Origin of the sequence: Bacillus sp. FSL M7-0003 (genome assembly GCF_038628485.1) — a bacterium.
GTDB lineage: Bacteria > Bacillota > Bacilli > Bacillales > Bacillaceae > Bacillus > Bacillus safensis.
Window position 1 is genome coordinate 2,398,949 of sequence record NZ_CP152024.1, and the last position, 18,146, is coordinate 2,417,094.

At 42.9% G+C, this 18,146-nt stretch carries 19 protein-coding genes and 1 other annotated feature; of the genes, 4 read left to right on the forward strand and 15 right to left on the reverse strand.

Features of this window, described 5'->3' with window-relative positions:
- Positions 1-119 precede the first annotated feature (119 nt).
- From mltG to MHI23_RS12375, 9 genes are all read right to left on the reverse strand, one after another.
- Positions 120-1,202 (reverse strand): endolytic transglycosylase MltG, encoded by a 1,083-nt coding sequence (mltG, locus tag MHI23_RS12335; RefSeq protein ID WP_125586654.1) that lies wholly within the window; start codon positions 1,200-1,202, stop codon positions 120-122.
- Between the two features lie 73 nt (positions 1,203-1,275).
- Positions 1,276-2,364 carry an acetyl-CoA C-acyltransferase gene (locus tag MHI23_RS12340; RefSeq protein ID WP_125586656.1) on the reverse strand — a complete coding sequence of 363 codons (1,089 nt, stop codon included), beginning with the start codon at positions 2,362-2,364 and terminating at the stop codon, positions 1,276-1,278.
- Positions 2,352-3,812 (reverse strand): acyl-CoA synthetase, encoded by a 1,461-nt coding sequence (locus MHI23_RS12345; RefSeq protein WP_342492475.1) that lies wholly within the window; start codon positions 3,810-3,812, stop codon positions 2,352-2,354. The genes MHI23_RS12340 and MHI23_RS12345 overlap by 13 nt, the downstream gene beginning before the upstream one ends.
- Positions 3,812-4,378, reverse strand: a complete 567-nt coding sequence (locus tag MHI23_RS12350) for a biotin transporter BioY (RefSeq protein WP_041107025.1) — start codon at positions 4,376-4,378, stop codon at positions 3,812-3,814. Before MHI23_RS12350 ends, MHI23_RS12345 begins: the two co-directional genes overlap by 1 nt.
- Before the next feature lie 154 nt (positions 4,379-4,532).
- Entirely contained in the window at positions 4,533-4,814 is a 282-nt protein-coding gene (locus MHI23_RS12355; RefSeq protein ID WP_024423112.1) for a DUF1292 domain-containing protein, read from the reverse strand.
- Positions 4,815-4,829: 15 nt separating this feature from the next.
- On the reverse strand, positions 4,830-5,246 hold the full coding sequence (gene ruvX / locus MHI23_RS12360) for a Holliday junction resolvase RuvX (RefSeq protein ID WP_025092420.1): 417 nt from the start codon (positions 5,244-5,246) through the stop codon (positions 4,830-4,832).
- Between the two features lie 3 nt (positions 5,247-5,249).
- Positions 5,250-5,516: an IreB family regulatory phosphoprotein gene (locus MHI23_RS12365; protein ID WP_008358522.1), complete on the reverse strand. Its 267-nt coding sequence runs from the start codon at positions 5,514-5,516 to the stop codon at positions 5,250-5,252.
- An 89-nt stretch (positions 5,517-5,605) separates the two neighbouring features.
- Positions 5,606-8,242, reverse strand: a complete 2,637-nt coding sequence (gene alaS, locus MHI23_RS12370) for an alanine--tRNA ligase (protein ID WP_125586662.1) — start codon at positions 8,240-8,242, stop codon at positions 5,606-5,608.
- An 80-nt stretch (positions 8,243-8,322) separates the two neighbouring features.
- Positions 8,323-8,530: a binding site (T-box leader), on the reverse strand.
- A gap of 44 nt (positions 8,531-8,574) precedes the next feature.
- Complete coding sequence (locus MHI23_RS12375) at positions 8,575-9,639, reverse strand: AI-2E family transporter (protein ID WP_024423115.1); 1,065 nt, start codon at positions 9,637-9,639, stop codon at positions 8,575-8,577.
- Between the two features lie 230 nt (positions 9,640-9,869).
- Between MHI23_RS12375 and MHI23_RS12380 the strand changes: the two genes are divergently transcribed.
- The 4 genes from MHI23_RS12380 (at position 9,870) to MHI23_RS12395 (ending at position 12,818) form a co-directional block, all read left to right on the forward strand.
- Positions 9,870-10,598 carry an amino acid ABC transporter ATP-binding protein gene (locus MHI23_RS12380; protein WP_024423116.1) on the forward strand — a complete coding sequence of 243 codons (729 nt, stop codon included), beginning with the start codon at positions 9,870-9,872 and terminating at the stop codon, positions 10,596-10,598.
- 13 nt (positions 10,599-10,611) lie between these two features.
- Entirely contained in the window at positions 10,612-11,421 is an 810-nt protein-coding gene (locus MHI23_RS12385; RefSeq protein ID WP_025092422.1) for a transporter substrate-binding domain-containing protein, read from the forward strand.
- A gap of 77 nt (positions 11,422-11,498) precedes the next feature.
- A complete protein-coding gene (locus MHI23_RS12390; protein WP_024427868.1) occupies positions 11,499-12,152 on the forward strand; it encodes an amino acid ABC transporter permease in 654 nt (217 codons plus the stop codon).
- 15 nt (positions 12,153-12,167) lie between these two features.
- Positions 12,168-12,818: an amino acid ABC transporter permease gene (locus MHI23_RS12395; RefSeq protein WP_024427867.1), complete on the forward strand. Its 651-nt coding sequence runs from the start codon at positions 12,168-12,170 to the stop codon at positions 12,816-12,818.
- A gap of 96 nt (positions 12,819-12,914) precedes the next feature.
- Here the strand turns inward: MHI23_RS12395 and MHI23_RS12400 are convergent, their stop codons facing one another.
- The 6 genes from MHI23_RS12400 to mnmA all read right to left on the reverse strand — a co-directional run bounded on the left by MHI23_RS12400 (position 12,915) and on the right by mnmA (position 18,136).
- Complete coding sequence (locus MHI23_RS12400) at positions 12,915-13,046, reverse strand: YrzQ family protein (protein WP_003216198.1); 132 nt, start codon at positions 13,044-13,046, stop codon at positions 12,915-12,917.
- 20 nt (positions 13,047-13,066) lie between these two features.
- Complete coding sequence (locus tag MHI23_RS12405; protein WP_003216308.1) at positions 13,067-13,258, reverse strand: hypothetical protein; 192 nt, start codon at positions 13,256-13,258, stop codon at positions 13,067-13,069.
- Between the two features lie 13 nt (positions 13,259-13,271).
- Positions 13,272-13,790: a PRC-barrel domain-containing protein gene (locus tag MHI23_RS12410; protein ID WP_051582016.1), complete on the reverse strand. Its 519-nt coding sequence runs from the start codon at positions 13,788-13,790 to the stop codon at positions 13,272-13,274.
- 110 nt (positions 13,791-13,900) lie between these two features.
- Positions 13,901-16,285 (reverse strand): ATP-dependent RecD-like DNA helicase, encoded by a 2,385-nt coding sequence (locus MHI23_RS12415; RefSeq protein ID WP_024423121.1) that lies wholly within the window; start codon positions 16,283-16,285, stop codon positions 13,901-13,903.
- 19 nt (positions 16,286-16,304) lie between these two features.
- A complete protein-coding gene (locus MHI23_RS12420; protein ID WP_342491988.1) occupies positions 16,305-16,958 on the reverse strand; it encodes a tetratricopeptide repeat protein in 654 nt (217 codons plus the stop codon).
- 59 nt (positions 16,959-17,017) lie between these two features.
- Positions 17,018-18,136: a tRNA 2-thiouridine(34) synthase MnmA gene (mnmA, locus tag MHI23_RS12425; protein ID WP_024423123.1), complete on the reverse strand. Its 1,119-nt coding sequence runs from the start codon at positions 18,134-18,136 to the stop codon at positions 17,018-17,020.
- Between the last annotated feature and the right edge of the window lie 10 nt (positions 18,137-18,146).

Here is an 18,146-nt window from a genome sequence, read left to right on the forward strand (position 1 = left end):
AACCCGATATATTTTACCACAAAGAAGTGGCAATTGCGAACCTATAAAATGGAGATTCCAACGAAAAAAACTGCAGGCAATCTCATATTGTCTACAGTCTTTTTCGATTCACTTGTCCATTAATTGCTGCCTGTGATGTATTTCGCTTTTGCTTTATTATGCTCATTTAACGTTTTCGTAAATACGACTTCTCCATTTTTCTTCGCAAGGAAGTAAACGTAATCCGTTTTCTCTGGAAGCAGTGCGGCTTTCCAAGAGGATTCACCCGCATTTGCAATAGGTCCAGGCGGCAGCCCTTTGTTGTTATACGTGTTATAAGGAGATTTCACTTTTAGGTCTTTGTAATACACGCGGGTTTTATGCTCACCAAGTGCATAAAGAACGGTTGGATCAGTTTGAAGCGGCATATCTTTTTTCAACCGGTTATAGAATACACTTGAGATTTTTGCCCGATCTGTCTTTTCTGTTGCTTCCATTTCAATCAGTGAAGCCATCGTTAACACATCATGTATGGACATGTTTCTCTTTTTCATGTCTTTTTCATACGTTTTCACGTATTGATCTGTTTGTTTAATCATCGTTTCAATGATCGTTTCGAGCGATTCATCCTCACGATAAAATGGATACGTAGCAGGGAATAAATAACCTTCCAACGGATGTTTCACCTGTTTTCCATTCACTTGTGATGTCACGGTTTTCGGATATTTTTTCATTAACGTTTGAATAAAAGCAGGATCATCCAGCTTCGCTTCAACTTCCTTCGCTGAAAAATTCGTCTGATTTGCAATAATGACTGCAATATCAGACAGCTGTCTTCCCTCTGGAATCACAAGCTGAAAGGCGTAATCTGTCCCGCCAGATGTCAGCTTTTTGATCAGCGTGTCTGCGTCCATTGTTTGTTTTAAATGGAAATATCCCGCTTTAAAGCCGGACGCCTTTTTGTATTTTGCATAATAAGTGAAAATCGTGTCATTCGAAATGAGCCCATTTTCTTTTAAAATGCCTGCAATTTCGCGGACAGATGTCCCATTTGGAATATGAATATTAATGGTTTGTTTGCTTTTTTGATCGACCGGTCCGAGTGCTGATTTAACATATAAAAAGCCTGATAATGCTGCAATGATGATGACAGCAAGGACAGATAACAGGACGATCCCCATTTTTCTCTTGAAGAATGGTCGTTTCTTTTGTTCTGAAAACATGCATGGCCCTCCTCACATCTAGCTTTTATAGTACATGATTCGACGGAGTTCGGCAATTCCTTGCTTATGCATGTCATGACAGAACTTGACATAACACGGCTAAACCAATGCCGCCACCACTTCCAATAGCAGCCATGACATAGCTTCCATTCGGTAAGGCGCGCCCTTCATAAAATAATCTCACCATCATAGCAGCTCCTGACGCGCTGTAAGGATGCCCAAGGCAAAGTGCACCGCCTCTTCTATTGATTCGGTCATATGGTATCCCTAGCGTCCGGGCAATAAGTGCAGCTTTCAGCGCAAACGCTTCATTGATTTCAAATAGCGCCACTTCCTCTGCCTTGATGTTCTCTTGATGTAAAAGCTTCTTGATCGCATCAATTGGTGAAGCAGCTGGAAAATGAGGATGTATCGCTGTCACAGCACTTCCGGCATACCGTAGCATCACCTTATATCCACTTGCTTCCGCTAGCGATCTTTCCATCACAGCGACGGCGGCTGCTCCGTCTGCTTCCTTACAGCTATTGGCGGCAGTCACAGTTCCTTTTCCCGGTAAAAATACAGACTTTGCCCGCTTGATCAGCTTTGCCATCGGTCTTATTTTAGCAGCCGCTTCATCTATGTTCATCCCGTCAATCGAAACGATTTCTTCTGAATATGTACCATGTGTGAATGCCGCTAAACTTCTTTCCCAGCTCAAAAGGGCATAGTCATCTTGTTCTTTTCTCGTAACAGAAAATGCCGACGCGGTCAGCTCTGCTGCTTCTCCCATATGCGGATCTCCTATCCGCTCCGGTGAAAAGCGTGCTCTCTCTTTCATTGGTGAGCTGGAAATGCTCTCAGTCCCGCCAGCGATATACATCGTGCCCTCCCCCGATTGAACCATGACGCAAGCTGTTCGGATCGCTTCAAGACCAGAGGCACACTGCCTGTCAATTGTCATACCAGGAACGTGTAAAGGAAGACCTGCTTCTAATGAGGACAGACGGGCCATATTTCCACCGCCTCCGACGACATTGCCTAATATGACGTCATCCGGTGTCATGATCTGAGACAAATGCCGAATAAGGGGAGCGGCTAATTGCTCTGGGCGATAATTTTTCAGCATCCCATTTTTGTCACCGAAGGGTGTTCGTTTTGCTTCTACGATCACTGCTTGCATGACAATTGCTCCTCCGCCCACTTTTTCATGCTCGCGCGGGCTATTTTTCCGCCGGATGTTTCAATCATTTGATCAATCACAAGCCATTTTTTTGGTACCTTGTAGGCCGCCAGCTTTTCTTTAACAGCTAGTCGAACCGCCTTTATTTGCGGCACTTGCTCCAGTATGGCAACAGGGATTTCACCCCAATATGGGTCAGGAACGCCAACCACAATCGACCGTTTTACCTCTGGCTGTTCATTTAGCACACGCTCAATTTCCTCTGGGAAAATATTTAGTCCTCCATAGACAATCATGCCATTTTCACGACCGCTCATATACAGATAACCGTCTTCATCCAACCATCCCATATCGTAAACTGTCAGCCACTCCTCCGGCGGTTTCTGCTCATGCAAGTAACCTGAAAAAGTCATTGGGCTCTTTACATAAATTCTTCCTGTTTCATTTGGCTGACAGACAGATTGATCAGGCCGCCTTACTTCTACTTGAATGGAGGAGAAAGGCCGTCCAACAGAAGAAGGTTTTTGCATAAAGTCATTTGAAGACAAATAAGAGACAAAACTTAACTCTGATGTGCCATAAAAATCAAAAAAAGTGACATGTGGATAATTGGTGACGAGCTGTTCTTTTGAAGAGATGCTCCAATCTGCTCCCGATGACATGACAAGAAGCGGATTGTCTTCTCTAAAAGCTTCGATTTGTAGTAACGTTTCTGTCATTGTTGGGACAGTATACATCACGGTGATATCACCTGTCTCTAAGGCTTTCTTCGCTTTTACTGGCACAAATTTTTCTAAAAGCGTCACTGTGCCGCCAAAGTATAATGTACTGATGGCACCATATAAAAAGTGAGAGGATAAAAGTGTACCTAATATAAGAGCATGATCTTGATGAGTGATTCCAAATGAAGCGGTGGTCATTCGAAAGCTCTCGATCCAAGACTGCTGACGCCTAATAAAGGCTTTCGGTGAGCCTGTTGATCCTGACGTAAATCCCATATAAAAGACAGGATCCTTCTCGGTATCGCAGCTGTTATCTGGACTGTCTGTGAGAAGGCTCATTCTTTCCTTCCATTCAGATAAAGAAATAATCGGTATGTCTACGCTGCTTTGTTCAAATCTTTTCATCAATCGATCCTCTATAATGGCGAGATCCGCCTCACTTAACAAGAGCTTTTCAACACATTCTTCATGACTCCATCTCGGATCAAGCGGAACGGCTGTCCACCCTGCACAAGCAGCGCCCGCAAATAGTTGCAAAAAAGAAGCACCATTTGATAATAAAAAAGCGATTCTTTTTTGCTGATGAGCCGTTCCTTGTAACCACTGCGCTGATCTCTGTACACGTTCGTACCAATCTTGATATGTAATGCTTTCTTGCTCATCTATGATGGCAATCTGATCTGGTTTCATTTCTGCATGTACTGCATAGCTTTCCGTTATTCTGATCAAACCGCACGCCTCCCTTTATGCAGATCCCTTTTTCGATATGACATGGCCTGTATGATTTTAACCGTAAAGACAGCACACATTCCCGCTTTGATGAGATCACCTGGAAGATAAATCAAACTAAGGAAAGCGGCCTGCGACACCTTAATATGCATCATCATGGCTTGAAAGGGGATGCCGCACATATACAAAATCACAATACTGCAAACCGCATAGATCACAAAAAGACGCAGTGCGGTTACTTTTTTCAGCCGGTTCACCCATAAGCTGATCATGAAGGCAGCAACAGGATAAGCAAGAAGAAAACCACCGCTTGGACCAAAGAAGACCCCTATCCCGCCTCTCCCGCCTGACAAAAGAGGTGCGCCTGCTGCCACAACCAAAAGAAAAAGACATAAACTGATCAGTGCTTGTTTTGGCTTTAACAGCCCCCCAGCAAGCAAAAGACCTGCGGTTTGCAATGTAATCGGTACAGGTGTAAATGTAAGTAAAATCGGCGGGATCAAGCCTAACATCCCGATGACCGCTGTCATTAACGCTATTTGCATCATATCTTGTATTTTCAATCTCCATGCCCCTCACTCAATTTATTGTTAAAAACAGAGTAAAAGGTACAATTCATTATGTCAACATAAAATAAAATTAAGTTAACATATTGATCGTAAAAAAAGACCTGTGAAGAAAGATCAAGAAGATCTGTTCACAGGCCTTTTATTTGTTCTATTCTTCGTCTTCTTGATCTAAGAACGTATTTAACGTTTCTTCAATCATGTCCCATTCTTCATCTGTTTCAATCGGCTCTAGCTCGCCATCTTCACCGTCTTCATTCGGTGTAAAGCTTGATGCATGAATTTCAATTTCCTCATTGTCTTGTTCAGAAATTGGGTAGTAAAGGACATACGATTTGTTAAAATGGTCGCTTTCAAAAGTAAATAGTACTTCGCAAAGCTGTTCATTTCCATTATCATCAACGATTGTAATTTGCTTTTCTCCGTGTTCCATTTGATTCACCTCATTTTAATTTAAGCTGTCTAAATATCCTTGCAGGATCATGACAGCCGCCATTTTATCAATGACTTTTTTACGCTTTTGTCTGCTCACATCTGCAGAGATGAGCATTTTTTCCGCTGCCATTGTTGACAGACGCTCGTCCCAAAGCACAACAGGAACATTGTACGTGTTTTCTAGCACTTTCGCAAATGATTGGCTGGCTTCGCCTCTAGGACCGACCGTACCGTTCATATTTTTTGGAAAGCCAAGTACAATTTTATCCGCTCCGTATTCCGCTATGATCTCAGACAGGCGGCTGAGACCAAAGTCTCCGCCTGCTTCATCAATTTTAATTGTTTCAACCCCTTGCGCTGTCCATCCCATTTCATCACTGATCGCAACACCAAGGGTTTTCGTGCCTAAATCTAAGCCCAAAATTCTCATGTTTTACGCCTCTTTATGTGTCTCTAAGTACGATTTAACCAATTCCTCAATTAATTCGTCTCGTTCTAGTTTACGAATTAGGTTGCGTGCATCCTGATGTCTTGGAATATAAGCAGGGTCGCCTGACAGCAAGTATCCGACAATTTGATTGATCGGGTTGTATCCTTTTTCTTGGAGTGCGTCATGAACTGTAATGAGCACTTCATTCACATTGGTTTCAGCTGAATCATCAGAGAAGTTAAACTTCATTGTCTTATCAAATGAACTCACTGCTTCTTGCACCTCTCTTCCAACATTCTACTAGCAAGCTTTTTTCTAACCGCTCATCTAATACCATTATTCTACACTACATTGCCTGATTATAAAACGGATTTGACAGATTCTTCGACAGTTGCCAGTGCTTCTTCAAGCTTTTCTGGTTGTTTTCCGCCTGCTTGTGCCATGTCTGGACGTCCGCCTCCGCCTCCGCCGCAGATTTCAGCTGCTTGCTTCACAAGCTTCCCTGCATGCAGACCTTTTTCGATCACGTCTTTTGTTACTCCTGCTGAAATGTTTACTTTTCCGTTTTGAACGGCTCCCAGGACGATGACAGCTGATCCTAATTTAGCTTTTAAGTCATCAACCATTGTTCTTAAATGGTTCATGTCTTTAGCATTTACTTTTTCAGTTAATACTTTCACTCCGCCAACTTCTGTCACTTTCTCTAAAATAGAGCCAGCTTCTGCTTGGCTTAATTTCGCAAGGAGAGATTCGTTTTCTCTTTGAGCCTCTTTTAAATCTGCCTGTAATGAAGCAATCCGTTTTGGTACATCCTTCGTATTTGACTTCAGCTCATTTGCTGCCTGTTCTAAAATCGCCAGCTGGTCATTTAATTCTTCATAAGCGCCTTTACCAGTCACAGCTTCAATACGGCGTGTTCCAGCACCAATACCCGACTCAGATGCAATTTTAAACAAACCGATTTCCGCAGTGTTTTGCACGTGACAGCCGCCGCATAGCTCGATGCTGTAATCGCCCACTTGGACAACACGGACAATATCGCCATACTTCTCGCCAAAGAGCGCCATTGCACCCATTTCTTTTGCTTCAGCAATTGGTTTCAGGTCAATGGCAACAGAGATGCCTTCCCAAATTTTTTCGTTGACGATTTTTTCAATTTGAGACAATTCTTCTTTCGTCACTTGTCCAAAGTGAGAGAAATCAAAGCGAAGTCTGTTTTCATTTACCAATGAACCTGCTTGGTTTACGTGGCTTCCTAATACATCTTTGAGCGCCTGATGCAGAAGGTGTGTCGCTGTATGGTTTTTGACAATCCCTTTTCGAAGAGCTGATTCCACTTCAGCAGTGACCTCGAGACCTTTTTGAGCCGTACCGCTTACAACGACTCCTTCATGGACATGCTGACCGTTTGGCGCTTTTTTCACATCTTTGATCTCAATGATGGCTTCTGCACTTTTTAGTGTTCCTTTATCCGCTACTTGTCCGCCGCTTTCCGCATAGAAAGGTGTTTCATCTAACAAGATTTGCACCGTGTCTCCTTCATGTGCTTCCGAGACAATTTCACCATTTTGAAGCAATTCGATAATGCGAGTATCCGCAGTTAAATTTTCGTAGCCAACAAAGGTACTTTCCACTTTAATATCGCCTAATGCGCCGCCTTGAACCTGCATACTGCCGACATCTTGTCTCGCATTTCTTGCCCGTTCACGCTGCTTCTCCATTTCCGCTTGAAAGCCTTCTCGATCAACTGTCATGTTCTCATCTTCTGCATATTCTTCTGTCAGCTCGACAGGGAATCCATACGTGTCATACAGCTTAAATACATCTTCACCTGAAATCTGTGAGCTTCCTTTGTCTCTTTCTTTTTTAATCACTTCTGACAAAATAGCTAACCCTTCGTTCAGTGTTTCGTGGAAACGTTCCTCTTCGTTTTTGATGACTTTCGCAATAAATTCTTCTTTTGCTTGTACATCTGGGTAGAAATCCTTCATGATCTCAGCAACAACTGGCACTAGATCATACATAAACGGACGGTGGATATGGATCGTTTTTGCATAACGCACAGCGCGGCGCAGCAAACGTCTTAATACATATCCGCGGCCTTCATTGGAAGGAAGTGCTCCGTCACTTACAGCAAAGGCAACTGTCCGGATGTGGTCAGCAATGACTTTAAATGCTGTATCTTTTTCCTTCGCCAAACCATAGCTTTCTCCAGAAATGGTTTCGACTGCACGAATAATCGGCATGAAAAGGTCTGTATCGAAGTTCGTTGGCACATTTTGAATGACAGATACCATTCGTTCAAGGCCCATCCCTGTATCAATGTTTTTCTTCGGCAGTGGAGTGTATGATCCATCTGGATTATGGTTGAATTCAGAGAACACGAGATTCCATACTTCTAGATAACGCTCGTTTTCTCCGCCTGGATATAATTCTGGATCGTTCATGTCGTCACCGTATGATTCACCGCGGTCATAGAAAATTTCTGTATTCGGTCCGCTTGGGCCCTCGCCAATATCCCAGAAGTTGCCTTCAAGACGAATAATACGTTCTTCAGGCACACCAATTTTATCTCTCCAAAGGATATATGCTTCTTCGTCCTCTGGGTGGACTGTCACAGATAACAAATTCGGATCAAAGCCAATCCACTCTTCACTTGTGAGGAATTCCCACGCCCATTCAATGGCCTCTTCTTTAAAATAATCACCAATAGAGAAGTTGCCAAGCATTTCAAAGAACGTGTGATGACGTGCTGTCTTCCCTACATTTTCAATATCATTCGTACGAATCGATTTTTGCGCGTTGCAAATACGCGGATTGTCAGGTACGACGCGGCCATCAAAGTATTTTTTTAATGTTGCCACCCCACTGTTGATCCATAAAAGTGTTGGATCGTCATGCGGTACAAGTGACGCACTCGGTTCTACAGCATGTCCTTTTTCTTTAAAAAAGTCTAAAAACATTTGACGTACTTGAGCTGAAGTTAAAGTTTTCATTCAAAAATCCTCCCTTATCATTCATCAATCTCCACACAAACGAAAAAACATCCCGCCCTATGCAAGCACAAAACGACTTACACAGGGACGAGATGTTCTCGCGGTACCACCCTGATTATAGACACATTCGTCTATCACCTTCACATCCGATAACGCCGGAAGAGAGCGGCAGTGTTTATCTGCACTCGGGACTAGCTTCCGTTAAAGGTCTGATAAGGCTTTTCTCAGCAAATAAAGCCTCTCTCTGCAACAGCTTTTTAACGTACTCGGGTCCGTCATTGAATTTCAATATGTATGAATCGAAATTATTATAGACAACTCGGCTCGTCTTGTCAATGAACGCTTCGTCTCATCAGGATATATTGCACAATGATCACCCTGATAATCGCAGCTGCTGGTACAGCTAAAATCATCCCAATTAAGCCAAACAGCTCCCCTCCTGCAAGCAAGACAAGCATAATAACGACAGGATGCATATGAAGACTTCGTCCTACAATGATCGGGCTGAGAACATTGCTCTCTAAAAATTGCAGCACTGCTACTGTGATCAATACAATGATGACCGATTTCACCGAAATAGTAAACGCAATAAAGATGGCAGGAACTGCGCCAATTATCGGTCCAAAATACGGAATCACGTTCGTTGCTCCTATCAGCATGCCAAGAACGAGCGGATACGGGATATGAAAAAGCCAAAGCACAATGGCTGCTGCACCCCCGATTAAAGAACAGACAAGCAGCTGCCCTCGAATATAATCACCAAGCGATTCATCCACTGCTTTCACAAAGGCATGCCCCCTCTTCCTAAATGACGGCGGCGTTAAATACCATGCCGCCCGCTTCATCGTGTTCATGTCTTTTACCATATAAAAAACAAGAAAAGGGATGAGTGCTGCAACTAAAGCGTAATCAAATAAAACTTTACAGCTAAGAATCATCCGCTCAGCGCTATTGGCTGCATATGTCTCCGATTGAACAATGAAGCGGTCCAAGCGGTCATGAAGTCCGTCAGGCCAGTGGCTCGTATGATGATGAATATGTGATAATGCGCCATTATACGTTTCAGCGATGACAGGAATTTGTTCTGACAGCTCATTTAACTGTGCGATCATAACAGGCGCTCCTTTATATACCGCAAAACCAATCCCGCCAAAAAACAGGACATAGATGAGTAAGAGACTGACTGTTCTCGGCAGCCCTCGTGCATGCAGTCTTTCCACAATCGGATAAAGCAGATAAGAAATAAAAATAGCGATGAGAAGCGGAATGAGAACCGCCTTCAGCAATAAAAAAACAGGCATCCATAACTCGTCGAGCTGCAGTAAAATGAGCAAGGATGCAAGGACAAGCAGGACCCCTGCAGCATATATTAGAAATTGGATCGGACGTTTCTTCACCTTTTTCACCTCTTTTCTTATTGTTTAACCATCTTCTGCAATTATCCACGTAAATAAAATTTGTCCTAACTTTGTTAAAAATGAATACACATGAAACATACAGCTCCATCCAAAGTCACTGTTTGCTGTAAAATCTCGTCAGAAAATATTCCATTATTTACTTCTTTTTACACAAGTTGTGCTAGAATCCACTTTAGCTTTAGCCAATGAAACACAAGAGGAGGTTCTTCATGATCACATTCGAAGAAGTCAACAAGCATTATGGCCAGTTCCATGTACTTAAGGACATTAACCTACATATTCAAAAAGGGGAGGTTGTTGTGATCATCGGTCCTTCAGGGTCTGGTAAAAGCACGATGCTCAGGTGTATCAATCGTCTTGAAAGCATTGATGCGGGAAAAGTTCTCGTCAACCAAGTGTCTGTTCAGCATCCGAAGACCAACATCAATCTTGTCAGGCAAAATATCGGAATGGTCTTTCAGCATTTTCACCTCTATCCGCATAAGACGGTGCTTGAAAACATTATGCTTGCGCCGATGAAGGTCAAAAAAGTGAGCAAGGAAGAAGCAAAGGAAACAGCTGAATTTTATTTAAATAAAGTCGGCATTCCTGAAAAGGCAGACACCTACCCTTCACGACTCTCGGGCGGACAGCAGCAGCGCGTTGCCATTGCAAGAGGGCTTGCGATGAAGCCGGAGGTGATGCTTTTCGACGAACCGACATCTGCACTTGATCCAGAGATGATCGGCGAGGTATTAGATGTGATGAAGCAGCTGGCTCGTGAAGGCATGACCATGGTTGTCGTCACACATGAGATGGGCTTTGCCCGCGAAGTGGCTGACCGTATTGTCTTTATTGATGAAGGCAGAATTCTTGAAGAATCAACACCGGCTGCATTTTATGAAAAACCGCAAGAGAAACGTGCTCAATTATTTTTAAGCCGTATATTAAATCACTAGGGGGAATGGTTTGATGAAAAAAATGAAACGCTTTGGCCTGCTGCTCTTTATGACTTGCTGCATCGCCGCTTTGGCTGCTTGTGGATCTACTGAAAAAGGGTCAACTGATGCAAAACAAGGAAGTTCTTTAGAAGCCATTAAGAAAGACAAAAAAATCATTTTCGGTGTAAAAAATGACACACGTTTATTCGGTTTAAAAAATCCGAGCAGCGGTGATATTGAAGGATTTGATATTGACATTGCAAAAGCCATTACAAAAGAAATACTCGGCGATGAAGGAAAAGCAGAATTTAAGGAAGTGACATCTAAAACAAGAATTCCTTTGCTTCAAAAAGGGGATATCCATGCGATTGTTGCGACCATGACAATTACAGAAGAGCGTAAAAAAGAAGTCAATTTCTCAGATGTTTACTTTGAAGCAGGACAATCACTGCTTGTGAAAAAAGGAAGCGACATTCAATCCATTGATGATCTTAAAAAAGGAACGAAGGTGCTGGCCGTGAAAGGATCTACTTCTTCTCAAAATATCCGCGAGAAAGCACCTGAAGCATCCGTATTAGAATTTGAGAACTATCAGGAGGCTTTTACAGCATTAAAATCAAATCAAGGGCAAGTGCTGACAACTGATAATGCGATCTTATTTGGTATGGCAGATGAGGATTCAAATTACGAAGTGGTCGGCGGCACCTTTACAGATGAGCCTTATGGCATTGCTGTGAAAAAAGGCGATCAAGAATTAACAGATGCGATCAATAAAGCCTTAAAAACGTTAAAAGACAATGGAGAGTATGACAAGATTCTTAAAAAATGGATCAAAGAATAACGTTTGTTTCGTCAAGATCGATGCCTCAGGTGAGCCGCTCCATGGCTCCCCTGTTGATCAGGAAGGAAGTGAACTGATTGCTGCGGTTTTCCATTCTCACTGAAAATGTTCATCTTTATTTAGAAGGCTTTAAATATACCATTGGTGCAAGTGTGATTGCTCTGATTGGAAGCTTTTTGATCGGTACACTCATTGCCATTATGAGAATTGCGCCACTCAGGCCGCTTAACTGGTTAGGGACGGCTTACGTGGAATTTATTCGGAATATTCCGTTATTATTGATCACCTTTGTTTTCTTCTTTGGTTTACCCGTGTTAGGTATTGTAGCAGATGGCTTTACTGCTGGTACGATTGCTCTTGCCATTTATACCTCTGCCTTTATTGCTGAAGCCATTCGTGCAGGGATACAAGCTGTGCCCCTTGGACAAATGGAAGCAGCCCGCGCCTCAGGTCTGTCATATGGTGGGACGATGCGGTATATCATTTTGCCGCAGGCAATTAAAATCGTCATTCCTCCTCTTGGGAATCAATTTATAAACCTTGTTAAAAACTCCTCTATTTTAGGTGTCATTGCAGGGTTTGATCTCATGTATCAAGGAGACCTTATTGCATCTAGAACATTTGTGACGTTTGATGTCTACATCTTTGTTGCGATGTTCTATCTGCTATTAACCATTCCGCTCAGTCTAGGTGTTGGTTATTTAGAAAGAAGATTAGCAAGAAGCCACTAGAAAGGAGGAAACATCATGGATTTTATAGGTGCCTACCAGCCTGATCATCTCGCCTTTTTACTTGAAGGATTTGCTGTCACCTTAAAAGTGGCTTTTATCTCCATCATTTTGAGCTTTATCATTGGATTAGTCGTTGGCACATTACGGTTCGCTCAAATTCCGGTTTTATCAAAGGTGCTTGCGGTTGTTGTAGAAACCATTCGGAACCTGCCGCTTTTGCTGATCATCTTTTTCACGTATTTTGCATTGCCTGAGATCGGCATCAAGCTGAGTATCACAGCCTCTGCTATTGCGGCTTTAACCGTGTTTGAATCCGCGATGCTGTCAGAAATTATTCGGAGCGGTCTTAAATCAATTGATAAGGGGCAGATCGAAGCAGCCAGGTCTTCTGGTTTAACCTATATTCAAACATTAAAAATGATTATTATGCCGCAGGCTCTGCGCCGAATGGTGCCGCCAATTGTCAGTCAGTTCATATCTCTTTTGAAAGATACGTCGCTTGCCGTTGTCATTGCGCTTCCAGAATTATTACATCACGCTCAAATATTAAACGGTCAAAGCCAATCCTATTTACTGCCGATTTTCTTATTGGCAGCTATGATGTATTTTGTCGTCAATTTCAGCTTATCCATTCTTGCAAGACGATTAGAATACAGGCAGGCATAAAAAGAACATCCGCTCTTGGCGAATGCCAGCGTATAGACCGGTTGGCTATCACGCAAAACAAAGGGCTAAAATGAAGATCATTTTAGCCCTTTTTGTTTACATCATTCTCATAACACGTTTTCTTAGCTTTTTCATATCCCGCTTTGATGGCATATCATATCGGCTTGCAAAGTGATATGCGAGTGCACCTGCACCAAGCGTTAATAGTGAAGAAGTCATTTTGCCCATTCGAAATTCCCCCTTAACACTTATAGTTGAATTGAACGTTCATCGTCACTAAACAGATCATCTAAGCTGCTTAGTGTCCCGTCTTCCTCCACTTGGTGTGTAGATATTTTGCCTTTTGACAGCGTCAATTCAATAAAACAGCCCCAGCAATAATATTGATTGACCCCAATTTTTCCGATGTCTTTACATTTGCAATTTGGGCAAATGAGCATAATCAGCACCTCTTTACGTTCGGTTTAGAACCAGTGCTTCCTTTTGAACGTTCATCAAGGTTCCGGCAGCCTGCAGCTGTTTCCGAATCCCTGATAGCTCTGTAAAGAAGCCATCCGAGAGTTCATATGCTACGATTGTGCCCGAATTTGAGCAAAAGTATACATCTTCCAAAATACCTAAATTTTCACCATCAGGCGACTGCATCATTTTCTTCTTTAATTTCGAAAATAACAAGAATGGAGCAGAGGAATCCATGCCCACTCCCTCCTGGCAGCTCACATACAAACCTTTGTCTGTCAGCTGATCAAAAGCAGAAAATGGAACGAGTGCACAGTCTTTCTTTTTCCCCTCTAACACATATCCTCCGCAGCTGCCTCCGGCTAAAAAGCAAATATCTTTTATGGAACCAAGCGATTGGGACAGCTCATCTGTATAGATCGTCATTCCTTCAAGTTCTCGGCATGTTCTCAAAATGTGCTCAACCACCTTTTGCGGAACAGTCTTATCGTGTGCGTTTGCTTCATGACTCATACGAAGAAATGGCTTCCATGAACGGAATGGGTGAAGTTCTTTTCACGCTAAAAGAAGACAAAGGGCTAAAATAAAAATCATTTTAGCCCTTTGTCAACAATCTGAACCTTCTACTCATGCATAAAATCAAATGGAGTGATTCCCTCCATGCCAATATTTGCGTCATGTACGCTAAACGGAAGCTCTTTTTGGAGCGCTTCAAGTTCTGCATCCATGATTTGTTCGGTTTGTACTAGCCGCATCGTTAAGGACGTTTGTCTGAGGGAATCCTCATTGTTTTTCACGCCCCACTCCAGCGCTGATTCCTCGCCGCACAGTATTAAAAACTTTTTACTGCGTGTAATGGCTGTGTACAGCAGATTCCGCCGAAGCATTCGGTAGTAGCTCCTGACGACTGGCAGCACAACAATCGGGAATTCACTTCCTTGTGATTTGTGAATAGAGCAGCAATAAGCATGTGTAAATTGATGAAAATCTTTTTTTGTAAAGGTGATTTCATTTCCATCAAAGGAGATCACAGCCATGTCTTCTTTTTCTGTATTTTCTTTTGCATAAAAAATCGAGACAATTTCACCGATATCGCCGTTAAAAATGTTGTTCTCCGGCTGATTCACAAGCTGAAGCACCTTATCACCTGTCCGGTACACCACATCACCAAACGGGATTTCTCTGCCCTTTGGTTTTTTAGGATTCAAAATGTGCTGCAGCATTTTGTTGAGCTCATTGATGCCTGCTTTTCCTTTATACATCGGTGCCAGCACTTGAATATCCTTTGCTGAAAACCCTTTTTGAGCAGCATTGCTGACAACTTTCTCAATAACTTCTTTCATTTGATCAGCTGAACACTGAATGAAGGACCGATCCTTTGAGCGTGCAGTGATATCCTTTGGCAGCACACCATTTTTCATATCATGTGCAAGTTCAACAATGGTTGAGCCGTCTGCCTGCCGGTAAATATCTGTCAGGGTAACAGCCGGCACGGCTTTTGAGGCAAGCAAATCCCGTAAAACTTGGCCTGGTCCGACAGATGGCAGCTGATGTTCATCCCCTACCATAATCACTTGGATATGATCAGGAATCGCTTTAAACAAATGATTCGCCAGCCAAATATCCAGCATACTTGATTCATCAATGATGACAAGCTTTCCTTCAATCGGCTGTTCCTCATCATGAGAGAAGCCCTCCGAACCGTTCCAGCCTAGCAGCCGGTGAATGGTGACAGCTGGAAGCCCTGTTGATTCTGTCATCCGTTTAGCCGCCCGTCCAGTTGGTGCCGCAAGCACAAATGGGAAGGATTCATCTTTTTTATAATCACTCGGATCAAGAGAAACACCGTGAAGATCACTGTAAAGCTCGACAATTCCTTTAATGACCGTCGTCTTCCCTGTTCCAGGCCCGCCTGTTAAAAGCAGCATCGGGGACATGAGTGCCTTTTGAATCGCTTCCTTTTGTGTCGGTGCATATTGGACGCCTAACCGCTCCTCCAGCTCGCCAAGTGCTAGCAGGAATTCTGATTCAGGAAATTGATCTGCATATTCTGTTTGGGAGACGATTTTTTGAATGCGTTTGGCGACACTTTGCTCCGCATAAAATAAGGATGGATGATAGCAGCGGTCATCTTCAATGATCATTTCTTTTCCTTCGCCAAGTGCAATGATCTGATTGGCAACATCCATTTCAGTCACTTTGTAATCATTGCCGGTTTGGTTGAGCAGCTTGCGGGTTTCGACGATCAAATCTTTCGTTTGTATGTACGTATGACCGTCTTGTAGACTGGCTGTCTCCACTGTATATAGCAAGGCGGCGCGAATCCGTTCTGGGTCATTTCCTGAGATGCCTGTTCTAGCGCCAAGCTCATCCGCCTTAATAAACCCGATTCCCTCAACATCCTTAACGAGCTGATAGGGATTTTCCTCGATTTTCTGCAGTGTTTCACTCTCGTATACTTGGTAAATCTTCATGCTGAGCTGCGGACCAAAGCCATACTGATTCAGGCTGATCATGATTTGTTCCAGCCCTTGATGCTCCTGAAGCGCTGCGGCAAGCTTATCCGCCTTCTTTTTTGATAAGCGCGGTACATCATACAAAACAGCTGGGTCACGCATAATCTTATGAAGCGTCTGATTGCCAAGCTGTCCCACAATTTCTTCCGCCGTCTTTTTTCCTATCCCCTCAAATAAATCACTTGAGAGATAATGTATGATGCCTTGCTTCGTTGTCGGCACTTCCTTTTGAAAATGAGTGGCCTGAAACTGTTCACCAAATTTCGGATGGCTTGTCACTTTGCCATAAAAGGTGTAGGTTTCCTCCTCATGAAGTGCGGGGAAGTAGCCTGTGACAGATGCAGTTTTTTCCTCTAAGTTTTCCGATGTTTCAATGACTTTTACCTTTAACACCGAGTATAAATTACTTTCATTATGGAAAATAACGGCTTGAATGGTCCCCTTTAAAAACGGTTCGTCCTCAAGCTTCATTTGATCTGGATGTTCCTGCACAGGTCTTCCCTCCTTCCATCTATTCTGCCTCTTGAATCAGCTTTTGTGCATGTAGTGCCAGCATATGGTCAGGCTGCACGTCAATGGCTTTACCCAGCATCTCAAGTGCTTCGTCTTTTTTCTCTAAGTACGCATACGCAACCCCTAAATTATAAAAGGCATCTGCATGCTGCGGATCACGCGTAATGACTTCAGTAAAAGTTGTCACCGCTTCTTCCAGCATGTGTTCATTGGCTAAACACATGCCAAATTGGAATCTTGCTTCATTATCCTCTTCGTTTAGTTCAACGGCACGCTGAAGATATGGCATCGCAAGCTTTGGCTGCTCTAATTTGATGAGCGTCTGCCCGAGCATATAAAACAAATCACTATTTTCCATGCCGGCTTTTAGTGCTTGTTCAAAATAGTCTTTCGCTTTCATAAAGTCTTCTTTTAATGTATATACATTTCCTGCTCCATAATAGGCTGCAGCTGCGGTATGATCAAGTTCAATTGCTTTTTGAAAAAAGTTTAAAGCACGTTCAAATTCATTGATACTTGAAAGTAAGTTCGCAAAGTTAATATATGGAACCGGATCCTTCGGGCTTTCTTCGATCGCTTTTGTAAAAGCTTCAGCTGCTTTTTCGATATTCCATTGATTCAAGGCTTCTATGCCGATTTCGTTATGATTCATTCGCTCTCTCATCCTTTCATTAAAAAACCTCAACAGCGACGTTGAGGTTTTGAAACATGCTACACATACGACAGCTTTTGACCATCTTTGAAGACATCGTCAATTGTACCGCCGCCAAGACATTCGTCGCCATCATAAAAAACAACCGCTTGTCCCGGGGTAACAGCACGAACAGGTTCATCAAAAATAACCATCGCTTCTTGCTCACCTGTCATTTTGACCTTCACATGGTGATCTTCTTGACGGTATCTGAATTTTGCTGTGCAGGTTAATTCACCGTTTTCTCCGACAATATGAGGACGAGTCCAGCTGATATTAACGGCTGAAATGCTTTCAGAGTATAAAAGTGGATTGTGGAAGCCTTGTTCAACAAACAAGATGTTTTTCTCCAAGTCTTTTCCAACGACAAACCAAGGATCACCGCTGCCGCCAATGCCAAGTCCTTGGCGCTGACCGATCGTGTAATACATCAGTCCATCGTGCTCCCCTTTTACTTCTCCGTCCATTGTCTGCATCACACCAGGCTGTGCAGGCAAATATTGACTAAGGAACGTTTTAAAGTTTCTTTCTCCGATAAAGCAGATACCAGTTGAATCTTTTTTCGCTGCTGTTGCGAGCTCTGCTTCTTTAGCTAATTCACGAACCCTTTTTTTCTCTAAATCACCGATTGGGAACATGACTTTATCAAGTTGTTCCTGAGTCAGCTGATTTAAGAAATACGTTTGGTCTTTGTTTGCATCAAGACCTCGCAGCATTTTGACTTCATCGCCTGTTCTGTCAACACGGGCATAGTGTCCTGTTGCCAAGTAATCCGCACCAAGTGACAATGCATGCTCAAGGAAAGCCTTGAACTTAATTTCTTTGTTACACATGACATCTGGGTTTGGCGTTCTGCCGGCTTTATATTCATCAAGAAAATATTGAAACACTTTGTCCCAATATTGCTTCTCGAAATTCACTGCATAATAAGGGATTCCAATTTGGTTACATACGCGGATGACATCCTCATAGTCTTCCGTTGCTGTGCAAACACCATTTTCATCAGTGTCATCCCAGTTTTTCATAAATATGCCGATGACATCATAGCCTTGCTCCTTTAACATAAGAGCGGCAACTGATGAATCGACTCCTCCGGACATACCGACCACAACTCTTGTATCTTCTGGTCTTTTTGTCATCTTCATCAAC

Coding starts and splice junctions, on each gene's coding strand:
- mnmA (WP_024423123.1), bottom strand. CDS start 18,136: ATGACAAAAAGACCAGAAGATACAAGAGTTGTGGTCGGTATGTCCGGA.
- mltG (WP_125586654.1), bottom strand. CDS start 1,202: ATGTTTTCAGAACAAAAGAAACGACCATTCTTCAAGAGAAAAATGGGG.
- MHI23_RS12410 (WP_051582016.1), bottom strand. CDS start 13,790: ATGAGTCATGAAGCAAACGCACACGATAAGACTGTTCCGCAAAAGGTG.
- MHI23_RS12380 (WP_024423116.1), top strand. CDS start 9,870: ATGATCACATTCGAAGAAGTCAACAAGCATTATGGCCAGTTCCATGTA.
- ruvX (WP_025092420.1), bottom strand. CDS start 5,246: ATGAGAATTTTGGGCTTAGATTTAGGCACGAAAACCCTTGGTGTTGCG.
- MHI23_RS12355 (WP_024423112.1), bottom strand. CDS start 4,814: ATGGAACACGGAGAAAAGCAAATTACAATCGTTGATGATAATGGAAAT.
- MHI23_RS12385 (WP_025092422.1), top strand. CDS start 10,612: ATGAAAAAAATGAAACGCTTTGGCCTGCTGCTCTTTATGACTTGCTGC.
- MHI23_RS12405 (WP_003216308.1), bottom strand. CDS start 13,258: ATGCTCATTTGCCCAAATTGCAAATGTAAAGACATCGGAAAAATTGGG.
- MHI23_RS12400 (WP_003216198.1), bottom strand. CDS start 13,046: ATGGGCAAAATGACTTCTTCACTATTAACGCTTGGTGCAGGTGCACTC.
- MHI23_RS12420 (WP_342491988.1), bottom strand. CDS start 16,958: ATGAATCATAACGAAATCGGCATAGAAGCCTTGAATCAATGGAATATC.
- alaS (WP_125586662.1), bottom strand. CDS start 8,242: ATGAAAACTTTAACTTCAGCTCAAGTACGTCAAATGTTTTTAGACTTT.
- MHI23_RS12340 (WP_125586656.1), bottom strand. CDS start 2,364: ATGCAAGCAGTGATCGTAGAAGCAAAACGAACACCCTTCGGTGACAAA.
- MHI23_RS12395 (WP_024427867.1), top strand. CDS start 12,168: ATGGATTTTATAGGTGCCTACCAGCCTGATCATCTCGCCTTTTTACTT.